Below are 21,040 nucleotides of genomic sequence, written 5' to 3'. Positions count from 1 at the left end.
TGATAGCGCGTTGCTTAACGCAACGCGCCGGTCACCCCAGCCTAGGCTGCTGTCATGCCCTCATCTTGCGGTTTAATCGGCTGCCAACGACGCAGCAGCATGTACAGGGTCGGGATTACAAACAGGGTAAAGAAGGTGCCAACCAGCAGGCCGCCGACAATCACCATGCCGATTTGCTGGCGACTTTCCGCACCCGCGCCCGTGGCAATCGCCAATGGCAGCGAACCGAGCACCATCGCCCCGGTGGTCATCAGGATCGGTCGCAGACGCGCCACCGACGCCTCGATCACCGCACTGCGCACTTCATGGCCCTGACGGAGCAACACGTTGGCGAACTCGACAATGAGGATGCCGTGCTTGGTGATCAGGCCAATCAACGTGACCAGACCAATTTGCGAGTAGATATTCAAGGTGCCGCCGAACAGGGTCAGCGCCAGCAAAGCCCCGGCCATCGACAACGGTACGCTGAACAGAATGATCAACGGGTCGCTGAAGCTCTCAAACTGCGCCGCCAGCACCAGGAAGATAAACGCCAGGGCCAGGGCGAAGATCAGCGCAATTCCGGCGCTGGATTCCTTAAAGTCGCGCGAGGTGCCGGTGTAGTCGTACTGGGTCTCGGCTGGGAACACCGTGCGTGCAGTGTTTTCCAGGTGCGCCAGGGCTTCGCCGAGGGTGTAGCCGCTGCCGACGTTGGCACTCACCGTCACCGCACGCAGTTGGTTGAAGTGGTTGAGCTCGCGCGGCGCCACGGTTTCGCGCACCTCGATCAGGTTGGACAACTGCACCATGCTGTCGTCACGCCCGCGCACATAGACGCGGTCGAGATCCTGCGGGTTGCTGCGATCAACATCCTGCAACTGCACCAGCACGTCGTACTGCTCGCCATTCTGCTTGAAGCGCGTCACCTGACGGCTGCCGAACAGGCTCTCCAGGCTGCGGCCAATGGTGGCCACATCAGTGCCCACGGCCACCGCCTGCTCGCGATTAACCGCCACCTTGAGCTGCGGCGCGTTGAGCTTCAGATCGCTGTCCAGGCTTTCCAGCCCCGGATAATCACGCAGCGTGTTGAGCAGTTCATCAACATAACCCTGCAACTCGCTGTACTCCATGGAGGAGCGAATCACGAAGTTCACAGGCTGGTTACGCGCACTCTGCCCCAGCGGCGGGCGATTGACCGGGAAGGCACGCACCCCGGCGATGTCCTGCAGTTTGGGCAACAGCTCGTTACGGATTTCGAACTGGCTACGCGAGCGATCAGCCCAGTCCTCCAGCTTCATAAAGGAAATGCCCTGGGCCACGGTGGGAAAGCCTGCCACGACAAGATAGCGGTTGGTTTCCGCGATGCTGGCGTAGGCATCCTCAATCTCCTTGGCATAACGCCCTGTGTAATTGATGGTGGCGCCGTCCGGGCCATTGAACACACCGATTATCGTGCCCGTGTCCTCGGTTGGCGCCAGCTCGGACTTAAGCCCGGAGAACAGCAATACGCAGGCCACCACGGTCAGCAGCAACACGCCGACCACCAGCACCCAGGCACTCAGCGCCTTGGCCAGCAGGTGTTTGTAGCTGTAGGTCAGGTTGTTGAGGAAGTTCTCGATCAGGTTGTACAAACGGTTATGCCGCTCGCCGGCCTGGTGTGGCTTGAGCAGGAGCGCGCACATCATTGGCGTCAGGGTCAGGGCAACGAAGCCCGAGACCAGCACCGCGCCGGCCAGGGTCCAGGCGAACTCGGTAAACAGCTTGCCGGTGGTGCCCTGCATAAAGCCGATGGGCGCGAATACCGCTGCCAGGGTCAGGGTCATGGCGATCACCGCAAAGGCGATCTCACGGCTGCCCTTGAGCGCGGCCTGCAAAGGCTGCATGCCCTCCTCGATATGCCGGTGGATGTTCTCCAGCATGACGATGGCATCGTCCACCACCAGGCCGATGGCCAGCACCATGGCCAACAGCGTCAGGGTGTTGATGGTGAAGCCCATCAGTGACATCAGGGCGAACGCGCCGATTAGCGACACTGGAATGGTCACCAGCGGAATGATGGTGGCGCGCAGCGAGCGCAGGAAGATAAAGATGATCAGGATGACCAACCCCACCGCTTCCCAGATGGTGATAAACACGTTATCGATCGACTCGCGGATAAACAGCGAGTTGTCGTTGGCCACCGCCATTTCCATGCCTTCGGGCAGTAACGCGCGCACATCCGGCATGGCGGCCTCCAGCCCATCGGAGATGTCCAACGGATTGGCGGTGGCCTGTTTGATCATGCCCATCGACACCGCCGGCTGACCTTTGTAACGGACGATGCTGCGCTCATCCTGCGCGCCAATTTCGGCATAGCCGACATCCGCCAGGCGCAGCAGATAACCGCGCGAATCGTCGAGGATCAGCTGATTAAACTGCTCCGGGGTATTCATGTCGGTTTCCGAGAGCACGGTGAATTCGCGCTGCTGCGACTCGATGCGCCCAGCCGGAATCTCAACGTTCTGCCGGCGCAGGGCGTCTTCCACGTCCTGCACGGTGAGGTTGTGCGCCGCGAGCTTTTCCGGGTCAAGCCAGATACGCATGGCGAAGGTGCGCGCGCCACGAATCTGCACTTCGGAGACGCCGGGAATAGTCTGCAAGCGATCCTTGATCACCCGCTCCAGCACGTCGGTAATCTCCATGGCGCTGTAGCGTTCGCTGTAGAAGGCGATCCAGATCACCGGCTGGGCATCTGCCTCGACCTTCTGCACGATGGGTTCGGCAATTTCATCCGGCAGCAAACCGCGCACCCGACCCAAGCGGTCGCGCACATCGTTGGCGGCTTCATCGGAGTTACTGCCCAGGCGAAACTGCGCAGTGATCTGGGTATTTTCCGAACGGCTGATGGAGCTGACAAAGTCCAGCCCGTCGATCCCCGACAACACGTCCTCGATCGGCTGGGCGACCTGGGACTCCATGATTTCCGGGCTGGCCCCCGGATAGCTGACGTTGACCGTGACAATCGGCACATCGATATTCGGATACTCACGTACCGCCAAGCGGTCGTAGGCCATTAACCCGAGCAGCACCACAATCAGCGACAGCACGGTGGCAAACACCGGCCGCCGGATACAGATATCCGACAGGGTCATAGCGCACGCTCCACCGCCTTGATGCGCACCGGCGAACCGGCACGCACCTTCTGCCAGCCGGCGCTGATCAGGGTTTCACCCCCTTGCAAGCCGCTAACCACTTCGACCTTACCGTTTAGACGCTTGCCCAGCGTGACCTCACGCAGCTCGACCTTGCCCTCCACCACCAGGTTGACCAGCAAACGCTCCCCGACCGGCATCACTGCCTCTTCGGGAATCACCAGGGCATCCGGTCGTTCAGCCAGGATGACCGACACCCGCACAAACTGCCCCGGGCTCAGACGGCCTTCGCTGTTGCTGATGTGCGCACGAATCGCCTGGCTGCGTCCGGCTTCGTCGAGGCGCGGATTGATGGCGAAAATCTCGCCGCTAAAGCGCTCGCCCGGATAGGCATCCAGGCTGATCTCGATGGTTTGCTTGAGACGAATCTGGCTGACGGCTTTCTGTGGAATACGAAAGTCCACCTTGAGTGGGTCGAGTACTTCCAGATTGACGATGTCCTGACCTTCGCTGAGGTAATCGCCAGGGCTGACTGCTCGCAAACCCAGTACACCGTCGTAGGGCGCGAGGATACGGGTCTTGTCCAGACGCGCCTGAGACAGCGCCAGGCTGGCCCGCGCGGCTTGCTGTTCAGCGTTGGCCTCATCCAGCGCCTGTGCATTGCTCGCACCGCGCTTAAAGAGCATTTGCGCCCGCTGAAAATTCTTTTCCGCCAAGTTCAGGTTGGCCCGTGCCTGGGCAAGTTCAGCGCGGGCAATCGAATCATCCAGGCTGACCAACAAGGCGCCTGCCTCGATGCGCTGACCTTCACGAAAATGCAGCTGGGCGATGCGGCCGGCAATTTCCGGGCGGATCATCACCGACTCGTCAGGGCGCAGTGAACCAAAGGTCACCAACTCGTCGCGCACCAAGCTGCTCTCGACCGTGACCACCTCGACCAGTGGTCCTGGGTTGGCTGACACCTGCGGGCTGCCCCATGAAAACACTACAGCGGCGATAACTGAGAGAGCAGGCGCGCGAGCAAACATATACAACCCCTAATTATTGTAGAGGCTGAGTCTAACGGCCGAGCCGGGCAGATCAGCCGTTAAAACTGTTTCCCCATATTTGCGCCTGCGTCTTGCTACTGACGCATACCCTGGCCACTCACCAGCAGACGGATACACACGCCGTAAAGCACCGCGGTGGCCACCAGCATAAAGCTGATCGCCACACCGATACGGATATCCGAGACCCCAAGAATGCCGTAACGGAAGGCGTTAACCATGTGCAACACCGGGTTGGCCAGCGATACCGTCTGCCAGAACGGCGGCAGCAGGCTGATCGAGTAGAACACCCCGCCCAGGTAGGTCAGCGGCGTCAGCACAAAGGTCGGAATGATCGAAATGTCATCAAAGTTGCGCGCAAACACGGCGTTGATAAAGCCACCGAGGGAGAAGATGGTCGCGGTCAACAGCACCACCAACACCGTCACGCCCAAGTGATGCACCTGCAGCTTGGTGAAGAACATCGACAGCATGGTGACGATAAAGCCCACCGCCAGACCGCGCAGCACACCGCCGATCACATAGCCGGTGAGGATGATGTGCGGCGACACCGGCGAGACCATCAGCTCCTCGATGGAGCGCTGGAACTTGCTGCCAAAGAAGCTCGACACCACGTTGCCGTAGGAGTTGGTGATCACCGACATCATGATCAGCCCCGGCACGATGTACTCCATGTAGGTGAAGCCGCCCATGTCGCCGATCTGCCGACCAATCAGGTTGCCGAAGATCACGAAGTACAAAACCATGGTGATCGCTGGCGGCAGCAGGGTTTGCGGCCAGATGCGGGTGAAACGGCGAATCTCGCGGTAAACGATGGTGCGCAGGGCCACCATATTGGCGGCCAGCTCTGAGTTCAGATAAGTCGTGCTCATGCCGCGCCTCCTGCCAGGTTCTTCTCTACCAGAGACACGAACAGCTCCTCCAGGCGATTGGTTTTGTTGCGCAGGCTGAGCACCTCAATGTTCTGCAGGGCCAGCTGGCGGAACAACTCGGTAATGCCCTGGCTTTTGTCCACCTGCACCTCAAGGGTGTGGTGGTCCAGCAGCTGCGCCGCGTAGCCAACCAGTTGCGGCGGCACCAGCAAGGACTCCTTCAGATCAAGCAGGAAGGTTTCTACATGCAGGGTCTTGAGCAGGTCCTTCATGCTGGTGTTCTCGACAATCCGGCCGTGGTCGATGATGCCGATATTGCGGCACAACTGCTCGGCCTCTTCCAGGTAATGCGTGGTCAGAATGATGGTGATGCCCTGCTGGTTCAGCTCGGTGAGAAAGCTCCACATCGAGCGGCGCAGTTCGATGTCGACCCCAGCGGTTGGCTCATCGAGGATCAGCAAGCGCGGCTGATGCACCAGCGCGCGAGCAATCATCAGACGCCGCTTCATGCCGCCAGACAACTCGCGCGACGGCACGTTGTGCTTACCCCACAGACCGAGCTGATTGAGGTATTGCTCGGCACGCTCCTTGGCGATTTTCGCGGGGATGCCGTAATAGCCGGCCTGGGTCACGACGATGTCGAAGGCCTTTTCAAACTGGTTGAAGTTGAATTCCTGCGGCACCACACCCAGGCAGCGCTTGAGCGCCGAGGGCTGTTTATCAAGGTCGTGACCAAACACATTCACTGTGCCACTGCTTTTGGTTACGAGGGTCGAGAGAATGCCAATGGTGGTGGATTTGCCGGCACCGTTGGGGCCGAGCAAGGCGAAAAAATCGCCCTCCGCCACATCCAGATCGATGCCGTGTAATGCTTGAAAGCCGTTGCCGTAAGTCTTGGTCAACTGGCGAATAGACAGAGCGGTACTCATAAAAATGCGCGCACCTGATAAATAGAAGAAATATAAGAGGAGGCTGCGCTACGCAGCGCAAAGCTGCCCAAGTCTAGCGCCTGGACGCTCTCTATCGCAGCCCTTTACGGGAATACTGATACGCCCGAGGCTGGCAACAGCCTACCAGTGCCGGCGGCGGAATAAACCCGAGCATTTGCGATGGTGCCTATCAGGGCTATCGATACCTTCGTCTGCGTTCACTCAAGACGAGGCCACTTCAGCGGCAAAATCTCCGTCGATCGACAACCCCTGCTCGCTAAATAAATGCGGGTAGCAAACAGCCAAATGCTCGAAGAACAGCTGCTCCGGCACATCGGCAAATTGCCCGTGGTCACACAGGTACTCCATGTAACGCTCACCCTGCTGGTTAAACGAGTGGAACACGCTATCAGTGCGGCCATCAAACTCCAGCGTCGCCACATTAAACAGCTGACACAGTGCCTGATTGAACGCCGGCGTGGCCTTGACCCAGCGACCATCCAAGTACAGCTCCGTATAACCATGCATGGCGAATACGTCACTGCGCAGCATTTCCAGCAGGCGCTCAGTCGCCAGATGGTTGCGCACATCGGCCAGGCCAATCCGTGCAGGGATACCACAATGCCGCGCGCAGGCGGCAAGCAAGGCGGCCTTGGGCACGCAGTAACTTTCCCGCGCCAGCAGTGCGCTGCTGGCTTTTAGAGTTTCAGGGTCACGACTGAACACATAGGGGTTGTAACGCACCTCATCGCGCACGGCGTAGTACAGGCTGACGGCCTGCTCGCGCGGGTCGCGACTGGCCCCACGGAACTTTTCTGCGAACTCCACCAGCGCTGGGTGGTCACTATCGATGAAGCGGCCGGGGTCGAGGTATTCACGCATCGGGGGTTTCTCCATGACTGAGGAACCAGTCTAGCGACGCGAGACCGGCCAATGTCACGACGATTCGGCCAAGCTCACCGCTCTTGTCGCCATCTATGGCGACTATGCTCATGATGGTGCTTGAACTACATCATCATCACGGAGGATTCTGCATGCTCGCTCTCTGGTTGCTCGCCCTGCTTATTGGCACGGCTTTTCTCGCTCACCGCCGCTGTGCGCCATTGCCTGCACTGGGCATAACGTCAGGTTTTCTGCTGGTGATGGGGCTCTTCAGCCACGCACCAACCTGGCTGATGGTTGTGTTGTGGCTGTTACTGCTCGCCGCCGCCGTACCCCTGCTGCTACCGCAGCAACGCCGCAGCCTACTCAGCGCGCCACTGTTCACGTGGTTCAAGCAAACCCTGCCGCCGATGTCGGCCACCGAACGCGACGCCATCGAAGCCGGTACGGTGTGGTGGGATGGCGAGCTGTTTAGCGGCCGCCCAGATTGGGACACCCTGCTCGCCTACCCCAAAGCGCAACTCACTGAAGAAGAACAGGCCTTTATCGACGGCCCGACCGAAGAACTCTGCGCCATGGTCAGTGACTGGCAGATCGGCCAGCAAATGGACCTACCTGCCGAGGCCTGGGCGCATATCAAGCAACACGGCTTTTTTGCCCTGATCATCCCTAAGCAATATGGCGGCAAAGGCTTCTCCGCCTACGCCCACTCGCAAGTGGCGATGAAATTGGCCACCCGTTCCGGCGACCTGGCCTCCACCGTGATGGTGCCCAATTCGCTCGGCCCAGCCGAACTGCTGCTGCACTACGGCACCGACGCCCAGCGTGACCACTACCTGCCGCGCCTAGCCAGCGGCGAAGACATCCCCTGCTTTGCCCTGACCGGCCCACTGGCAGGCTCCGACGCCGGTGCGATGCTGGACACCGGGATCATTTGCAAAGGCCAATGGCAAGGTGAGGAAGTCATCGGCCTGCGCCTGAATTGGGAAAAGCGCTACATCACCCTCGGCCCAGTCGCGACCCTGCTCGGCCTGGCATTCAAAGCCTACGACCCCGAGCACCTGCTGGGTAAAGAGGAAGACCTGGGCATCACCCTGGCCCTGGTGCCCACCGACACACCGGGCGTAGAAATCGGCCGTCGCCACCTGCCGCTCGGCGCTGCCTTTATGAATGGCCCGAACGCCGGCAAGGATGTGTTTATCCCGCTGGATTACCTGATTGGTGGCAAGGAGATGCTCGGCAAGGGCTGGATGATGCTGATGAACTGCCTGTCCGTTGGCCGCTCGATCTCCCTGCCCGCAGTCGGCACCGGGGCGGCCAAGTTCACCAGCCTGACCACCGGCCAGTACAGCCAGATCCGCGAGCAGTTCAACGTGCCACTGGCCGCCTTCGAAGGCATTCAGGAAGCATTGGCGCGTATCGGTGGTAACGCCTGGTTGATGGACAGCGCACGCATCCTCACCGCCAACGCGGTAGACCTGGGCGAGAAGCCCTCTGTGCTCTCGGCCATCCTCAAATACCACCTGACCGAACGCGGCCGCGAATGCATCAGTCACGCCATGGATGTGCACGGCGGTAAAGGCATCATCATGGGTCCGAACAACTACCTGGCGCGCTCCTGGCAAGGTGCGCCGATCTTCATCACCGTAGAGGGCGCGAATATTCTCTCGCGCAACTTGATGATCTTTGGCCAAGGCGCGATTCGCTGCCATCCCTATGTACTCAAGGAAATGGCCCTGGCCAACCATGAGGATCAAGATCAGGCCTTGCACGAGTTTGATGGGCTGCTACTGCAACATATCGGCTTTGCTGTGAGCAACGCCGCCAGCAGCCTACTGCTCAGCCTGGGTTTTGGCGTCTTTAGCCAGGTGCCAGGGGATAGCGTCAGCCGCCCCTACTTCCGTGCCCTCAATCGCCTGGCAGCCTCGTTTGCCCTGCTCGCGGACACCAGCATGATGATCCTCGGCGGTGAACTGAAACGCCGCGAGCGCCTGTCTGCGCGCTTGGGTGATGTACTCAGTCACCTCTATCTGGCTTCAGCAGCGCTCAAGCGCTACCACGACCTCGGCTACCCAGAGCATTCGCAACCGATGCTGCGCTGGGCCATGGAAGAAAGCCTGAACAAGGCCGAACAGGCACTGGAAGAACTGCTCAGTAATTTCCCCAACAAGCTGCTGGGTTGCACGCTGCGCCTGTTGGTATTGCCGCTGGGACGTCGCCACAAAGGTCCGAGTGATGAACTGGATGCGCAAGTCGCCGCCATTACCGGTCGCAACAGCGGTGACCCGGCACTCGAGGAATTGCTCGAAGGCTGCTACCGCCCACACGCCGAGCAGGACCCGGTGGGGGCTCTGCAATATGCGATGAACCTGCTGCAGGACACACAACCCCTGCAGAAGAAGCTGCACAAAGCCGTCAAGGCAGGCCAGGTGCAAGAGCCACCCGGGCAAAGCCTGATTGATGCCGCGCTGGCTGCTGGCGTTCTCAGCCCTGAGGAGGCACACAGCCTGCAACAAGCAGAAGCGGCGCGCCGTATGGTGATCGATGTCGATGACTTTGCCAAGGACGAGTTGACCCTCAGCCCTGGCAAGGTGCGCTAGGGATACACCTCAATCAGGACAGCGGGCGGCGCCGGCCTTATACTGCGCCGCCCGTTTTACCTACAGGATTGCCCCATGGCCAACGTTCACATCGACCACCACCTTGCCCTGCTCCAGCACCTGCGCACCATCCTGGTGGCCCTGGGCGAAGCCGAGCAAATTCTCGATGACAGCCACGCCATGTACCTAGAGCGCTACGATGAATTGCTCAGCGATCTACCTGAAGATCCAGAAGCCAGCCTCTACCTCGGCCAGGACCTGATCAGCCAGATCTTCCAGCGCTACCCGCAAATCGCCCACTTGGTGCCCCGCGACCTGCTGTGGTTCTTTGGCGGTGACTGCCTGCATTTTATGCCGGACGAAGAAATCGAGATGTACCAGACGCTTGAAGAGCGCCGCTTCTACGCCGCAGAAAACGATGAGCCCTTCGACTGGAATCAGGAAAAGCAGTTGCTAACGATGCCTGCCCAGGGCGGCACGCACTAAGCCGCTACCAGCAACAAAAAGCCCGCACGGCATCACCGGCGGGCTTTTTTATACGCAGCAAAAATAACAGACACAAAAAAGCCGCTCAGTGAGCGGCTTTTTCGTTTATTTGGAGCGGGAAACGAGACTCGAACTCGCGACCCCGACCTTGGCAAGGTCGTGCTCTACCAACTGAGCTATTCCCGCANAAATGGCGTCCCCTAGGGGACTCGAACCCCTGTTACCGCCGTGAAAGGGCGGTGTCCTAGGCCACTAGACGAAGGGGACGCAGCCCGGAAACTACAACTTCTATCCGGCTTCTAAACGCTTTGCTGTTTGGCATTGCGCTATGAAGTGGCGCGCATTCTATTGAGCCTTTGCAGGCCCGTCAACCTCAATGTAAAAAATTTTATAAATCAAAGACTTCAGCTGCAAAAACACCGCTGCTCTATGAGCCTCATCGCTAAGGCACTACACTCGGCCAATACCGGTAATCGAGAGACTGCACCCATGTCCCCACTCGTGATTACCATATTGATTGTTTCTGGCATCGGTCTGCTGATCATCATTGCCTACATCAATCATATGGTCGAGAACAACAAACTGGAGAAGGCGCGCATCAAGGCCGACCTCAATGATCGCTTGCGCCGCAGCACCGACCTCGCTGAAACCCTCCCAGGCCAACTGATGACGCCCGCACTGAAGTTACTGCTGAGCCGCCTGCAACTGCACTTCAGTGAACGCATGCTGCAGCTGGAGAAAGGCAATAGCACCCTCAAAGCGCGCACTGAAGAGCTGCGTAAGCTGATCGCCCAGGGCGAGTCGATTCCCGTCAACAACCCGCCGCAACCCATCATTAATGAAGCCAAGGCCAAGGATGTGCGTTTCCAGCTGGAGAACCTGCATGGCCAGCTCACCCGCTGCGCCAAAGACGGCATTATCCCGAGCAACGATGCCAAGCACTGGCTGAAAGAAGTTCGGCACATGCTGACCCAGGTGCATATCGAGTTCTTTGGCAACCTTGGCCAGCAAGCCTTGCAAAAGAACCAGCCCGGCCAGGCACGCCTGGCATTTGAGCGCGGCGTACAGTACCTGCGTAAACAACCTGACCCGGCGCCTTACCAGGCCACCCTGAAGAAATTCCAAGAACAGCTCGACCGCGCCAATGCCATGGTGCTGGAAACCAGCACACCTGCTGCCGAGCAGCCCAGCGAACTGGACGCCGGCCTCGAATCGCTGGGCGAGAACGAATGGAAGAAGAACAACATCTACGATTAACCCACTCCGGCGCGCAGCCTGTGCGCTAACGTCCTGCTAACGAGAGCCACACATGAGCCTGACTGTTTACGGTGCCCCCCTGTCGCCCTACGTCCGCAAAGTCCGCCTGCTGCTCGCTGAAAAGGCCTTGGACTATCAACTGGAAGTCGTCCTGCCGTTCGCTCAACCCGACTGGTTTAAAGACCTGAACCCACTGGCGCGTATTCCGGCACTCAAAGACGGCGAACAGACCCTCGCTGACTCCAGCGTAATTTGCCAATACCTCGACGAGAAGCACCCAGAACGCCCAAGCCTGCTCGGGGAAAATGCCGCACAACGCGCCCAGGTACGCTGGCTGGAAAAATATGCCGACTACGAGCTGGCACCGCTATGCACCTTCACCGTATTTCGCAATCGGGTCTTGAAGCCAAGCATGGGCAAGAGCAGCGACGAGGCCGCCGTCCACAAAGCAATGCATGAGCAGCTCCCGCCTCATTTCGACTACCTAGAGAAAACCCTCGGGGCAGCCGAATACCTAGCCGGCGACAGCCTAACCCTGGCCGACCTGGCCCTCACCTGCCAGCTCATTAACATGCAACATGGTGGTGAGCAGCTCGACGCCGAACGCTGGCCCAACCTGAGCGCGCATTACGCGCGAATCAAGGCGCGCGCCTCGGTGCAGGGCGTCTTGCCGAGCGAACAGAAGATGCTCGCCAAGATGACCGTAAAAGCCTAAACGCCAGCCTCAGACAGCAAAAAGCCCGGGCAAGCCGGGCTTTTTTACCTGCGCCGACTCAACAATCGGTGAGTTCGACAAATACCTCTGCCAAGCGCTCGATACCCGCCTGATCCGCTGCACTAAAGCGCGCCAGCGATGGGCTGTCGAGATCCAGCACAGCAAACAACCGCTCGCCCTTGAATAGCGGCACCACCAGCTCGCTATTGGAGGCGCTGTCGCAGGCGATATGCCCGGCAAAGGCATGCACATCGTCGACCCGCTGCGTGTTCCCGCTAGCTGCTGCGAAGCCGCAGACGCCGCGACCAAAGGGGATCCGTACGCAAGCCACGTTACCCTGGAAAGGCCCGAGCACCAGTTCCTCGCCCCGCACCAGGTAGAAACCGGCCCAATTCAGGTCGCCGATTTGCTGGAACAAAAACGCAGAGAATTGCGCCGCATTGGCAATAAAGTCACGCTCACCGGCCAGCAGAGCCTGTAGCTGCGCCGCAAGAAATGGGTAGTCATCGAGCCCCTGCTCGCTTGGTTGTAGCTCAATCATCAGTCTTACTCAGTAATTGCAGTCCTACCCAGTCACGGGCAAATTGATAAGCGCAGCGGCCGTTGCGGTTACCGCGGCCCAGTGCCCAGCGAATCGCTGCCTTCTCTAGCGCTTCATCCCACTGCCAGCTCAGGCCAGCATGGGCAGCGTGCACCTCAACCCAGTGGCGCACGACGTCAAGGAAGTGCTCCTGAGTAAAGGGATAGAAGGACAGCCACAGCCCGAAGCGATCGGATAATGCGATCTTGTCCTCCACGGCCTCATTGGGGTGCAACTCGCCATCCACCCGCTGCCAGTTTTCGTTATCACTCTGGTTTTCCGGCACCAGATGCCGACGGTTGGAGGTGGCGTACAGCAACACATTATCCGGCGCACGCTCCAGGGAGCCGTCGAGCACGGTTTTCAGCATGCGGTAATCGCCCTCACCCGCCTCGAATGACAGGTCATCACAGAACAGCACAAAACGCTGCGGCAACCCGTTCAACTGCTCGACGATACGCGGCAGGTCAGCCAGATGATCACGCTCGATCTCAATCAAGCGCAGCCCCGCCGCCGCATGCTCAGCCAACAGCGCGCGAACCAGCGATGACTTGCCGGTGCCTCGGGCGCCCCAGAGCAACGCATGATTGGCCGGTAGCCCCTGAATAAACTGCTGGGTGTTGCGCGCTAATTGAGCACGCTGGCGATCCACCCCGATCAAATCATCCAGGCGCACATCCAGATTGACCTTGAGCGGCGCTAGAAAGCCGCTGCGCCCGTCGTGCTGCCAACGTGCGGCCAAACTCTGCTGCCAATCGATCACCGGCCGCTGCGCCGGCAATATAGGCTCCAGCCGCGCCAACACCGCATCGGCACGCACTAAAAAATCACTTAAACGCGAATCCACAACACACTCCTGGGTTTTCGAGCGGCTTAACCACTGCCGACTGGCAAAGCAGATGGGCTATGCTTGGCAAGCAACTCAACACGAGACAACCGGCTCATATGGATATAGCGCTAACCCAACGCCTGTCATTCAAACAGGCCGGCTTGACCGTGTTGGTAGCCTTTATCCTCGGCACGACGCTCAGCTTTTTCCAAGTGGGCATCGATTATGCCAGCGAAGATGCTTCCATCAACCGTGAGATTAATGCGCTGATGGAAATCAGCCATAACCCTGCGGCACGTATCGCCTACAACATCGACGCCGAGCTGGCCCAAGAATTGGTGCTGGGCCTGTTGCGCTCACCCGCAGTAATCAGCGCGCAAATCATCGATAACAACCAGCTAACCCTCGCCCGCGTCAGCCGGCCCGCGATGGAAAGCCGCTACCGGGCAATCAGCGATTTTATCTTCGGCCCACGCCGACACTTCGAGACGGCGCTATTTGTCAGCCACTCGCCCACCGAGGCGCTGGGGCTACTGAGCCTTGAAGTGGACACCTATGCATTTGGCAGCCACTTCCTGCGCCGCTCTCTGCTGACCCTGCTTACCGGATTCGCCCGCAGCCTGCTGCTGTCACTGATCCTCCTGGTACTGTTCTATTTCATGCTGACCAAGCCGCTGACCGGTTTTATCCGCGCACTCAGCGAGCGTGACTTGCGCAGCCCCCATCACAGCAAACTGCCCTACCCACCCGGCCACGAGCGCGATGAAATTGGCGTACTGGTCGACGTAACCAATCGGCAACTGGCTAGCATCGCCAGCGAAATAGAACAACGTCAACACGCCGAAGACCGCCTGACCCGCTACCTGGCCGAACTGGAAGACATGGTCTCGGCGCGCACCGAGCAACTGGAAGCTGCCAACAGTCGCCTGCTCGACTCCAACCGCGAGCTGGAGGCCGCCAAGCGCACGGCTCTGGACATGGCCCAGGCCCGCTCGGCCTTCCTGGCCAATATGAGCCACGAGATCCGCACCCCGCTCAACGGCTTACTGGGCATGCTGGCGCTGTCTCTGGATGGCCCACTGAACAACGAACAGCGTCAACAGCTTACGATCGCCCACAACTCCGGCAAGGTGCTGGTCGAGCTGCTCAACGACATTCTCGACCTGTCGAAATTTGAGGCCGGCCAGCTGGAACTCGAACACATCCCCTTTGATCTCGGCAGCATGGTCGAAGAAACCGCCAACCTGCTTTCGCAGAATGCCGCGCCAGGTGTTGAGCTGACCTGCCTGATCGACCCACGGTTGCCCACCCAGGTCCTGGGCGACCCCACCCGGGTTAGGCAGATCGTCAGCAACTTGCTGTCCAACGCCCTGAAATTTACCCGCGTTGGCCGCGTCGACATCAGCGTCAAGGCGCAGGCTGACGGCGTAAGGATCGTTGTGCGCGACACCGGTATTGGCATCGCCGAAGACGCTCAAACACGGATTTTCCATCCGTTTGCCCAAGCCGAAGTAGGCATCACTCGACAATTTGGTGGTACCGGCCTCGGCCTGGCCCTGACACGTCGCCTCTGCGAAGCGATGCACGGTCACCTCAGCCTGGAAACTCGGGAAGGCTTTGGCAGTACTTTCTGCGTCGAACTGCCGCTGCCCGCCCAAAGCAGCAGCGTCACCCCGCCAAAACTGCATGGGCGCATTCTCGGGCTCAGCCCAGCCAACTCCGGACTTAGCGAACAACTGGCAAGCGTATTGCCCAGCTGGGGGCTGCAGTATCAACATCTGGACGCCGACGCAGCCCTGGACAGGCTTGAGGCTGACTTGCTTATCAGCGATTGCCCGCAGCGCTTGAGTGAGCTGCGCGCACGCTCCGGCCTGCCGATTCTACTGGTCAGCGCCTATGGCAACTTTCTCAGCAACGAACAGGTGGCCGCACTCGCGCCCATCGAACAGCTCGCCCGCCCCTTGTCACGCCAGGCACTGCTGCAGGCCTTGCGCCGCACCCTCAGCCAAGGTGAAGCAGCCACCTTCGAACAACCCAGCGAGCTGCCACGCAACCGCCAGGCCCGCGTATTGCTGGTCGAAGATAATCCGGTCAATCAGCTGGTAGCCAAGGGCATGCTGGGCAAACTGGGTTACGACGTACTGCTGGCCCATCATGGCGCAGAAGCCCTGAGCCTACTGGAAACCCAGACGGTCGATTTGATCCTGATGGACTGCAACATGCCGGTTATGGATGGCTATGAAACCACCCGCAGGATTCGCCAGAAAGCCGGATTCACGGACCTGCCCATCATCGCCCTGACGGCCAACGCCCTGTCCGATGAGCGTGAGCGCTGCCGTGCGGCGGGCATGGACGACTACCTGGCCAAACCCTTCCGCAAGGATGAGCTCGCCGCCCTGCTCGATCAATGGTTAAGCACCATAAACTGATCGAGCAACACACCCACCTGGCTACGCAGCGCGGCGAGCGCATCAAGGTCAACACCACGCTCGCACAGCAGCTGGCTTTTCAGCGGCAGCACCTGCTCGCGCAAGCCGCAACCAGCCGGCGTCAACGCCAGGTGCACCTCACGCTCATCACTGGCCGAACGCTTGCGTTGCACCAAGCCTTGCAGCTCCAGGCGCTTGAGCAGCGGCGTGAGCGTGCCGGAGTCAAGCAGTAGGCGCTCACCCAGCGCCTTAACCGTTGGCAACGCCGGTGGCTGCTGCTGCCATTCCCACAACACCAGCATGGCCAGGTACTGCGGATAGGTCAGGCCGAGCTGGTCAAGCATCGGTTTGTAGGCGCGAATCACCGCCCGCGACGCCGCGTAGAGTTTGAAGCACAGCTGATTATCCAGCTGTAATCCTTCCTCTGCGTGCAGGCTAATCGGGGTCATTTCAGCAGCGCCTCGATCTCGGCAGTCAGGTCTTCAGGCTTGGTGGTGGGGGCAAAGCGCTTGATCACTTGGCCGTCGGCACTCAGTAGAAACTTGGTGAAGTTCCACTTGATGCCCTGGCTGCCGAGCAGACCTGGGGCACTCTTCTTCAGGTTAACGAACAAGGGATGGGCATCATCGCCATTGACGTCGACCTTTTTGAACAGCGGGAAGCTCACACCGAAGTTCAGCTCGCAGAACTCGCTGATTGCACCTTCATCGCCCGGTTCCTGCTTACCGAACTGGTTGCAAGGGAAGCCCAGCACCACCAACCCCTGGTCCTTGTACTGCTGCCAAACGTTTTCCAGGCCCTTGTACTGCGGGGTGAAACCGCACTTGCTCGCGGTATTAACCACCAGCACGGCCTTACCGCCGAAATCGGCCAGGGTCTTTTGCTCGCCCTTGATGGTGGTAACGGGAATATCGAAGAGTGCGTTGCTCATGCGGGTCGTCCTGATGAGTGGGTGTGCACGCAAGGTAGCGAGCAATTAGATTGCATGCAATTTAATTGCTAAAAATAAGGCCCGCTGATAGCGGGCCATAGGTGCATCGTTTATCTGCACGATGATCAGGCGCCGGCTTTAGCGACCAGCTTGAGCGATGCCGAATTGATGCAATAACGCAGCCCCGTAGGTGCCGGCCCATCCGGGAAGACATGCCCAAGGTGCGCGTCACACTTGGCACACTTGACCTCAATGCGGTGCATGCCGTGACTGAAATCATCCAGACTGGCGATCGCTTCACTGCTGACCGGCTGAAAGTAACTGGGCCAACCGCTGCCGGAATCGTATTTGGCATCCGAATCAAACAGCTCGGCCTGGCAGCAGGCGCAGTGGTAAATACCGGGCACCTTGCTGTCATGGTACTGGCCGCTAAAAGCGCGCTCAGTGCCGCCTAGGCGGCAAACGTGAAACTGCTCTTCAGAAAGCGTTTCACGCCAGTCTTCTAGTGGTTTTTCTAGCTTGTCCACAGCAGCTCTCCTCAATAGAAAATCGCCGGGAGCGATTTTTAACGTCGTTTCAAAACGGCCAGAATGCAGGCCGTCATGGCGCACAGGCCATAAAAAAGCCCAACCAGTACCTTTGCCAAGGTCGGGCTGGCACGTATCATTCGACCCCAGTCTGTCACCGGCGTTACAAGCTGCCAAGGCTCGCCAGTTCGAGTCTTTTGCAGGGTAATTCAGCGGCGTTTCACAATTCGGGATTCCTTACATGCAGTTCAGCAAATCGAACAAGCTCGCCAACGTCTGCTATGACATCCGCGGGCCAGTGCTCAAGCACGCCAAACGCCTGGAGGAGGAAGGCCATCGCATCCTCAAGCTGAACATCGGCAACCCGGCGCCGTTCGGTTTCGAAGCGCCTGAGGAAATCTTGCAGGACGTGATCCGCAACCTGCCGACCGCACAAGGCTACAGCGACTCCAAAGGCCTGTTCAGTGCGCGCAAGGCGGTGATGCAGTACTACCAGCAAAAGCAGGTAGAAGGCGTTGGCATCGAGGACATCTACCTCGGCAACGGCGTTTCCGAGCTGATCGTGATGGCCATGCAGGCGCTGCTGAACAACGGCGATGAAGTACTGATCCCGGCTCCGGATTACCCGCTGTGGACCGCCGCCGTGGCCCTGGCTGGCGGCAAGCCGGTGCATTACCTGTGCGACGAACAAGCGGGCTGGTTCCCCGATATCGCCGACATGAAGGCCAAGATCACCCCGAACACCAAGGCCCTGGTGCTGATCAACCCGAACAACCCCACCGGCGCGGTGTACTCCAAAGAAGTGCTGATGGATATCGTCGAACTGGCGCGCCAGCACAACCTGGTGCTGTTCTCTGACGAGATCTACGACAAGATCCTCTACGATGAAGCCCAGCACATCTCCACCGCCTCACTGGCCCCAGACGTGCTCTGCCTGACCTTCAATGGCCTGTCGAAGTCCTACCGCGTAGCCGGCTTCCGTTCTGGCTGGGTGGCGATCTCCGGGCCCAAGCACCGTGCACAGAGCTACATCGAAGGCATCGACATCCTCGCCAATATGCGCCTGTGCGCCAACGTGCCGAGCCAACATGCGATCCAGACTGCATTGGGCGGCTACCAGAGCATCAATGACCTGGTCCTGCCACAAGGCCGCCTGCTGGAGCAGCGCAACCGCACCTGGGAGCTGCTCAACGACATCCCAGGCGTAAGCTGCGTCAAACCGATGGGCGCGCTGTACGCCTTCCCGAAGATTGACCCGAAAATCTGCCCGATCCATAACGACGAAAAATTCGTTCTCGACCTGCTGCTCTCGGAAAAACTACTGATCGTCCAGGGTACCGCGTTCAACTGGCCGTGGCCGGATCACTTCCGCGTGGTCACCCTGCCGCGCGTGGATGAGCTGGAAATGGCCATTGGCCGGATCGGCAACTTCCTTAAAACCTACCAGCAGTAAGCCCATGGACCTGCAGATCGACGACTTTTACAAGGATGCGGCCGCCGGCATGCTGACGCTGTATCAGGCGTTTCCGAGCAAAGCCGCGCTGTATGTCGAAGATCTGATCGGCCGGGAAGAACCCGACGAATTCGGCTTGCCCACACCGCGCCACCAAAGCTGCCTGGGCGCGCTGCTGTGGTTGGCTGAAGAAGGCTATATCCGCTTCGACTCAACCATTGGCTACGATGCCCTAGACCAGGCCGTACTCAGCGAAAAGGGCTTTTTACGCCTAACCCGCGGCGTACCCCATGCGCTGCCAGCAGGCGACGCCCTGCCACCCAGCGTGCGCCGCGTACATGCCACCCTGGCATTTCAACTGCGTGAAGCACTGGAGCAACGCCACGGCGAACGCGTCGCCCGCCTCACCCGCTTGCTGTTCGAAAGCACGCTTAATGGCGCAAGCGACATAGTTTGAAATAGTCGCCGGGTTGAAGTGGCAGGGGGCGCGCCCTTATATAGCCGACATAACTAATTAGCAGGCCGTTGGAAAGCCAGGCAAAGCAGCCAGAGCAAGGCTTTCCAGCGGCCTAATAGGTATTTCCCATGAGGAGTCTCAATACACCATGATGCGCATTATGCTGTTCCTGGCCACCAACATTGCGGTGTTGATCATTGCCAGTATCACCTTGAAATTACTCGGGGTTGACCGCTTTACCGGGCAGAATTACGGCAGCTTGCTGATTTTCTGCGGCGTATTTGGTTTTGCCGGCTCGCTGGTCTCACTCTTCCTGTCCAAATGGATGGCGAAGATGAGCACCAAGACCGAAATCATCACCCAGCCGCGCACCCGTCATGAACAATGGTTGCTGCAGACCGTGGAAGAGCTGTCCCGCGAAGCCGGGATCAAGATGCCGGAAGTCGGCATTTTCCCCGCCTTCGAATCCAACGCTTTTGCCACCGGCTGGAACAAAAACGATGCGCTGGTAGCGGTTAGCCAAGGCTTGCTGGAACGCTTCTCGCCCGACGAAGTGCGCGCCGTACTGGCCCACGAAATTGGTCACGTAGCCAACGGTGACATGGTCACCCTGGCGTTGATCCAGGGCGTGGTAAACACCTTTGTGATGTTCTTTGCACGGATCTTTGGCAACTTTGTCGATAAAGTGATCCTGAAAAACGAAGACGGCCCGGGCATTGGCTACTTCGTGGCGACCATCTTCGCTGAACTGGTACTCGGTATCCTGGCCAGCATCATCGTCATGTGGTTCTCGCGTAAGCGCGAATTCAAGGCTGACGACGCCGGTGCACGCCTGGCGGGCACTGGCGCCATGATCGCCGCCCTGCAGCGCCTACGCGCCGAGCAGGAAGTGCCAGTCAATATGCCAAACAGCATGATGGCCTTCGGTATCAACGGTGGCCTCAAGAACGGCCTGGCTGGCCTGCTGATGACCCACCCGCCGCTGGAAGAGCGTATCGAAGCCCTGCGCCAGCGCGGCTAAGCTCGACAGCAATGAAAAAGGCGACCCTCGGGTCGCCTTTTTTCCATCAACGATTTACTGCCTGCGCAGTTGATACACCCGCTCATCGAGGCGCTCCAAGCCGCGCTTGAGAAATCTCCAGTTTTCGCCCAGCACATCGGCACTGGCTAAGCCCTGCAGCTGCCAATTGGCCGCAAACAAGCGCTGCACCTCGTCATCTGCCACCGCAAAGGGCGGCCCCTCCATTTGCGCCTGATCATAGTCCAGCGTGACCAATAGGCCCTGACGACCAGCAGGCAGGATTTGCGTCAAGTGCGCCACATAGCGCTCGCGCATCGGTTCAGGCAGGGCGATTAATGCGGCGCGGTCATAAAAGGCAACGCAGCCAGCAAGCTGCTGCGCCGTCAGGGCAAAGAAATCACCACAATAAATCTCCACATTACCAGCCTGGTAATGCCTGAAAGCCCCCACTTCACTTATCACCGGCTGCAGCTCATGCTCCGCGAAGAAATCCTCGACCGCACGCTGCGCCAACTCAACCCCCGTAACCTGATAACCCTGCCCAGCCAGCCAGGCCAAATCCAGGCTCTTGCCACACAACGGCACCAGCACCCGAGCGCCCTCAAGCAAACCTAGCGCCGGCCAATAACGCTGCAGATAGGGGTTGACCTCAGATAAGTGGAAGCCGATTTCACTGCGCGACCAACGCGCTTGCCAGAACTCTGCGTGCATACCGCCCCCTATAAGTATTCAACTGTGGATCCTGCCGCAAAGCGACCGAAAAGACCAAGCGACAAACAGCCACCTAACCAACCGCTCACGGCAAAGCCGATGCTCAGCAAGGTAAAAAAATCGATGCGATCGGGTAGGAGGCGGCCTCACGGCCGCCGTCCTCCCACACCACCGTGCGTACGGTTCCGTACACGGCGGTTCAGGC

At 59.3% G+C, this 21,040-nt stretch carries 19 protein-coding genes and 2 tRNA genes; 8 read left to right on the top strand and 13 right to left on the bottom strand.

What is annotated here, in order from left to right:
- Positions 1-41 precede the first annotated feature (41 nt).
- The 5 genes from N1078_RS18335 to N1078_RS18315 form a co-directional block, all read right to left on the bottom strand.
- Positions 42-3,110: an efflux RND transporter permease subunit gene (locus N1078_RS18335; protein WP_274089529.1), complete on the bottom strand. Its 3,069-nt coding sequence runs from the start codon at positions 3,108-3,110 to the stop codon at positions 42-44.
- Positions 3,107-4,138: an efflux RND transporter periplasmic adaptor subunit gene (locus tag N1078_RS18330; protein ID WP_337993329.1), complete on the bottom strand. Its 1,032-nt coding sequence runs from the start codon at positions 4,136-4,138 to the stop codon at positions 3,107-3,109. The genes N1078_RS18335 and N1078_RS18330 overlap by 4 nt, the downstream gene beginning before the upstream one ends.
- Positions 4,139-4,233: 95 nt before the next feature.
- The gene (locus tag N1078_RS18325) at positions 4,234-5,013 is read right to left on the bottom strand and encodes an ABC transporter permease (protein WP_274089537.1); all 780 of its coding nucleotides are present in this window, start codon (positions 5,011-5,013) and stop codon (positions 4,234-4,236) included.
- A gap of 11 nt (positions 5,014-5,024) precedes the next feature.
- Entirely contained in the window at positions 5,025-5,957 is a 933-nt protein-coding gene (locus N1078_RS18320) for an ABC transporter ATP-binding protein (protein ID WP_274089527.1), read from the bottom strand.
- A gap of 222 nt (positions 5,958-6,179) precedes the next feature.
- Positions 6,180-6,839 carry a transglutaminase-like domain-containing protein gene (locus tag N1078_RS18315; protein ID WP_274089526.1) on the bottom strand — a complete coding sequence of 220 codons (660 nt, stop codon included), beginning with the start codon at positions 6,837-6,839 and terminating at the stop codon, positions 6,180-6,182.
- Positions 6,840-6,991: 152 nt separating this feature from the next.
- Here N1078_RS18315 and N1078_RS18310 point away from each other — a divergent pair, with 152 nt between their 5' ends.
- Positions 6,992-9,439 (top strand): acyl-CoA dehydrogenase, encoded by a 2,448-nt coding sequence (locus tag N1078_RS18310; RefSeq protein ID WP_274089525.1) that lies wholly within the window; start codon positions 6,992-6,994, stop codon positions 9,437-9,439.
- Between the two features lie 75 nt (positions 9,440-9,514).
- Positions 9,515-9,925: a PA2817 family protein gene (locus N1078_RS18305; protein ID WP_274089524.1), complete on the top strand. Its 411-nt coding sequence runs from the start codon at positions 9,515-9,517 to the stop codon at positions 9,923-9,925.
- A 110-nt stretch (positions 9,926-10,035) separates the two neighbouring features.
- Here the strand turns inward: N1078_RS18305 and N1078_RS18300 are convergent.
- Both N1078_RS18300 and N1078_RS18295 read right to left on the bottom strand, forming a co-directional pair.
- Positions 10,036-10,111: transfer RNA gene (locus N1078_RS18300), tRNA-Gly, on the bottom strand.
- A 5-nt stretch (positions 10,112-10,116) separates the two neighbouring features.
- Positions 10,117-10,192, bottom strand: a tRNA-Glu gene (locus N1078_RS18295).
- Between the two features lie 222 nt (positions 10,193-10,414).
- Between N1078_RS18295 and N1078_RS18290 the strand changes: the two genes are divergently transcribed.
- Positions 10,415-11,182, top strand: coding sequence for a hypothetical protein (locus N1078_RS18290; protein ID WP_274089523.1), 768 nt, complete (start codon positions 10,415-10,417; stop codon positions 11,180-11,182).
- Between the two features lie 52 nt (positions 11,183-11,234).
- The gene (locus N1078_RS18285) at positions 11,235-11,897 is read left to right on the top strand and encodes a glutathione S-transferase family protein (protein WP_274089522.1); all 663 of its coding nucleotides are present in this window, start codon (positions 11,235-11,237) and stop codon (positions 11,895-11,897) included.
- Between the two features lie 58 nt (positions 11,898-11,955).
- Here the strand turns inward: N1078_RS18285 and N1078_RS18280 are convergent, their stop codons facing one another.
- Together N1078_RS18280 and N1078_RS18275 are read right to left on the bottom strand one after the other, a co-directional pair.
- Complete coding sequence (locus N1078_RS18280; protein WP_274089521.1) at positions 11,956-12,438, bottom strand: GAF domain-containing protein; 483 nt, start codon at positions 12,436-12,438, stop codon at positions 11,956-11,958.
- Positions 12,431-13,324 carry an ATP-binding protein gene (locus tag N1078_RS18275; protein WP_274089520.1) on the bottom strand — a complete coding sequence of 298 codons (894 nt, stop codon included), beginning with the start codon at positions 13,322-13,324 and terminating at the stop codon, positions 12,431-12,433. The genes N1078_RS18280 and N1078_RS18275 overlap by 8 nt, the downstream gene beginning before the upstream one ends.
- Before the next feature lie 98 nt (positions 13,325-13,422).
- Here N1078_RS18275 and N1078_RS18270 point away from each other — a divergent pair, with 98 nt between their 5' ends.
- Entirely contained in the window at positions 13,423-15,735 is a 2,313-nt protein-coding gene (locus N1078_RS18270) for a hybrid sensor histidine kinase/response regulator (RefSeq protein ID WP_274089519.1), read from the top strand.
- Here N1078_RS18270 and N1078_RS18265 read toward each other — a convergent pair.
- From N1078_RS18265 to msrB, 3 genes are all read right to left on the bottom strand, one after another.
- On the bottom strand, positions 15,711-16,184 hold the full coding sequence (locus tag N1078_RS18265; RefSeq protein ID WP_274089518.1) for a MarR family winged helix-turn-helix transcriptional regulator: 474 nt from the start codon (positions 16,182-16,184) through the stop codon (positions 15,711-15,713). The two genes, N1078_RS18270 and N1078_RS18265, sit on opposite strands and share 25 nt — an antisense overlap.
- Entirely contained in the window at positions 16,181-16,666 is a 486-nt protein-coding gene (locus N1078_RS18260) for a glutathione peroxidase (RefSeq protein WP_274089517.1), read from the bottom strand. The genes N1078_RS18265 and N1078_RS18260 overlap by 4 nt, the downstream gene beginning before the upstream one ends.
- A 125-nt stretch (positions 16,667-16,791) precedes the next feature.
- Entirely contained in the window at positions 16,792-17,193 is a 402-nt protein-coding gene (gene msrB, locus N1078_RS18255) for a peptide-methionine (R)-S-oxide reductase MsrB (RefSeq protein ID WP_274089516.1), read from the bottom strand.
- Between the two features lie 241 nt (positions 17,194-17,434).
- Between msrB and N1078_RS18250 the strand changes: the two genes are divergently transcribed.
- The 3 genes from N1078_RS18250 (at position 17,435) to htpX (ending at position 20,124) form a co-directional block, all read left to right on the top strand.
- Complete coding sequence (locus N1078_RS18250; protein WP_274089515.1) at positions 17,435-18,646, top strand: pyridoxal phosphate-dependent aminotransferase; 1,212 nt, start codon at positions 17,435-17,437, stop codon at positions 18,644-18,646.
- Between the two features lie 4 nt (positions 18,647-18,650).
- The gene (locus N1078_RS18245) at positions 18,651-19,103 is read left to right on the top strand and encodes a hypothetical protein (RefSeq protein ID WP_274089514.1); all 453 of its coding nucleotides are present in this window, start codon (positions 18,651-18,653) and stop codon (positions 19,101-19,103) included.
- Positions 19,104-19,251: 148 nt separating this feature from the next.
- Positions 19,252-20,124: a protease HtpX gene (gene htpX / locus N1078_RS18240; RefSeq protein WP_274089513.1), complete on the top strand. Its 873-nt coding sequence runs from the start codon at positions 19,252-19,254 to the stop codon at positions 20,122-20,124.
- A 54-nt stretch (positions 20,125-20,178) separates the two neighbouring features.
- Here htpX and N1078_RS18235 read toward each other — a convergent pair whose 3' ends face one another.
- Entirely contained in the window at positions 20,179-20,835 is a 657-nt protein-coding gene (locus tag N1078_RS18235; RefSeq protein ID WP_274089512.1) for a thiopurine S-methyltransferase, read from the bottom strand.
- Positions 20,836-21,040 lie beyond the last annotated feature (205 nt).

Source organism: Pseudomonas sp. MIL19 (genome assembly GCF_028680365.1).
Taxonomy (GTDB): domain Bacteria; phylum Pseudomonadota; class Gammaproteobacteria; order Pseudomonadales; family Pseudomonadaceae; genus Aquipseudomonas; species Aquipseudomonas spirodelae.
This window is presented reverse-complemented; position numbering and strand designations above follow the sequence as displayed.